Genomic DNA, 3,056 nt, shown 5'->3' with positions numbered 1-3,056 from the left:
CCGACCCCACAAAGGCCCACGGCCTCGAACACACCCCCCGGCAAAGGTCACACGTACGTGTGAGACCACACCCGGCGCGCCCCCCGGGGGCAGAACGGCCCGGGAGGTACGGGACCGGGCCGGACCGGACCGGACCGGGCCGAGCCGGGCAGGACCGGGCCGGGCCGGGCAGGACCGTACGCGAGAACACGGGGCAGGCAGGGCAGTACGCGAGAACACGGGGCAGGCAGGGCTCTTCGCCCGCGGCATCGGCCGGGCCGACGCTGTTGAAGAACGCGGCCAGGGCGCCACCGCCCGCGGCGGGACACCACCAGCCGACACGCAGGGGGGGCCGGCCCACTGGAGGCAGGCGTGCCACAAGCACAAGGACGAGGCCGTCGCCTGCGGCGATGCGGGGGACGGTGAAGGGGGTCCGCACCCTCCCACCCTGCCCGGCACTCTCCCCGCCCGGCGCCTTCGGGCCCCGGGCGGGGAGAGTGCCGGGGCCGGGCGGGGGCTCAGGCGGGAGGGGCCGGGGCGGGAGGCCTGAGGGCGTGGAGGGTGTCGGCGGCGCGCAGGTAGACGGTGCCGTCGGGGCCGACGGTCAGGTCCGGGTCCACGAAGGCCCCTCCGCCCCGGGGTGCGCTGGTCCACAGGATGCGGCCGGTGCGGGCATCGACGCAGACGACCGAGCGGGCCCTGTCGGAGGTGGCCAGGTAGACGCGGTCGCCCGCCACGGCGAGCGCCGAGGCCGCGTCGGCGGCGGAGAGCATTCCGGGGACCTCGGTCTGCCACAGGCGTTCGCCGGTGCGGCCGTTCGCGGCGATCAGGATGCCGGACCCGTCGATCCCGTACAGGCGGCCGCCGGCCTCCTCGTACACGGCGGCCTCGGTGAGTGTGGTGGCGCGTGAGACGTCGCCGGTCAGGGAGCCCAGGTGGATCGTGCCGTCCGCGCGGCGCAGCAGGACGCCGTCGGGGGACGCGCCGAGGATGCCGGCGCGGGGGAAGAAGTTGACCGCGATCTGTTCGCCGTCGCTCGTCCGCAGCTCCTGGAGGCGTGCTCCGCCCATCTGCTGTTCGCCGGCGTCGGTGGCGTAGAGGTGGCCGCGGCTGGCGTACAGGCGCTGGAAGGAGGGGGTCTCGGCCTGCCACAGGTGTGTTCCCTTGCTGCTCCAGGCGTGCAGCCGGCTCTGCTGTGCGCCGTCGGCCGTGTCGGGCCCGGGTTCCTCGGCGGCCTGGGTGATCAGCCGGTCCCCGACCAGGACCGACGATCCGTCCAGGGAGGCCGTTCCGGCCGGGGAGCTCCACGCCGTGGTGCCGGTGGCCGGTTCGATGGCGCGTACCCTGCCGGCCGTCATGAAGTCCCGCCGGTCCTCCTCGACCAGGAACGCCAGGTCGCCCGAGGCCGAGAATCCGACGATCTCCGCCTCCCCCGCTTCGACGCCCTTCTCCCACAGGCGCCGGCCCGTGGCGGTGTCGTAGGCGGTCAGGCGGGCCCGGCCGGGCCCCTGCGAGAACGCGGTGGTGTGGCACAGGAGCACCTCGGCGGAGGGCAGGCACCGCCGGGTGTGGCGTTCGTCGGGGCGGGAGGTCACCTGCCACAGGCCCCATCCGGTGGGCCGCAGTGCGGCGGCGGGTTCCTTCAGCGGCGCGGTCCGGCCGGTCGCGGGGGCCTGTGCGGGCGGGGTGGCCGCTGCGTGCGTGGGGCGGTCGCCCGCGACGGCGGCCCAGGTGCCGGCGGCCGCGGCGAGGGCCGCGACGACGGCGGTCGCGAGCGCGGGCCGGGCGCGGCGGCGCGGCGCCGGGGGCGGGGTGGTGGTCCGGGGCGGTGCCTGGGGGCGGTTGGGCCGGGTCAGGGTGTGGGGGCGCGGGCCCCAGTCGGATTCCGGGGCGGCGCGGAAGGCCGCCAGGAGGTCGGGGACGCCGGGGCGTTCCGCGGGTTCCTTCGCCAGGCACCACTGGACGATCTCGCGGACGCTCGCGGAGAGTTCGCCGGTGGAGGGGGGTTCGTGGACCACGTTGTACGCGGTCATGTAGGGGCTCTCGGAGTCGAAGGGGCCGTGGCCGGTGGCCGCGTAGACCAGGACGGCGCCCAGGGAGAAGACGTCGGAGGAGGGGGCGACGCGGTGGGGTGAGGCGAGCTGTTCGGGGGACATGAACGGGGGTGTGCCGAGGATCCGGCCGGTGACGGTCAGGGTGCGGTGGTCCGCGGCGCGGGAGATGCCGAAGTCGATGACCAGGGGGCCGTCGTCGGCCATCAGGACGTTGTCGGGTTTGAGGTCGCGGTGGATGACGCCGGCGCGGTGGATGCTGCGCAGGGCCTCGACCAGTCCGACGGCGAGGCGGCGCAGTTCGGCGCCGCCGAGGGGTCCTTGGGTGCGTACGCGTTCGCCGAGCGTCCGGCCCTCGACGTACGCGGTGGCCATCCAGGGGCGTACGGCTTCGGCGTCGGCGTCGACCAGGGGGGCGGTGAAGGCTCCGCTGACCCTGCGGGCGGCGGCGACCTCCTGGCGGAAGCGGAGGCGGAACTCGGTGTCCTGTGCGAACTGTTCGTGGACGACCTTGATCGCGATCAGGCGTCCCGACTCGGCCTGGGCGAGGTAGACCGTGCCCATGCCGCCTGCGCCCAGCCGGTCCAGCAGCCGGTAGCCGCCGACCTGTTCGGGGTCCGTCTCCCTCAGCACCATGCGCCCGCCCCGCTTCCCCTCGTCCCTCGCCCCTTGATCACGCAGAGGCTAGCGGGCCGTGCGGGGTGGCGGGGGGCCTGTGGCCGTGGTGCGGGTGGCCGGTCCGGTTCCGGTGCGAAATCCTTCCTGGTGGGGGGTGTTGCGGGGCGGGGCAGGGCGGCGCCCCGCCTGCGGGGGTGTCCGCGGAGGCGGGGCGCGGCCGTGCGGGGCGGGGGCCGGGGCGGCGGTGCGGTGGGGCGTGGGCCGTGGGCCGTGGTGGTGTCGGGGGTCGCGCACGGACCGTGCCGGGTCAGTGGGCGTGGGCGGTGATGTCGCCGAGGGTGGTGGTGGCGCGGATGGTGAGGTGGGCGTCGGCGCCCTGGGTGTTGTTCAGGGTGTTGGTGATGCGGC

The 3,056-nt window shown here is 75.8% G+C and carries 1 protein-coding gene; it reads right to left on the bottom strand.

All coding sequences use genetic code 11. The features are described 5' to 3' along the window. Positions 1 to 497: 497 nt before the first annotated feature. Positions 498 to 2,666 (bottom strand): serine/threonine-protein kinase, encoded by a 2,169-nt coding sequence (locus IE287_RS38020; RefSeq protein WP_189854000.1) that lies wholly within the window; start codon positions 2,664 to 2,666, stop codon positions 498 to 500. Positions 2,667 to 3,056 lie beyond the last annotated feature (390 nt).

Source organism: Streptomyces omiyaensis (assembly GCF_014650895.1).
Taxonomy (GTDB): Bacteria; Actinomycetota; Actinomycetes; order Streptomycetales; family Streptomycetaceae; genus Streptomyces; species Streptomyces omiyaensis.
Note: the sequence above shows the minus strand (reverse complement) of the source record. Positions and strands in the feature narration are given on the sequence as shown.

What these genes read in the sequence shown, in the direction of transcription:
- IE287_RS38020 (WP_189854000.1), bottom strand. Translation starts at nt 2,666, where the DNA reads ATGGTGCTGAGGGAGACGGACCCCGAACAGGTCGGCGGCTACCGGCTG.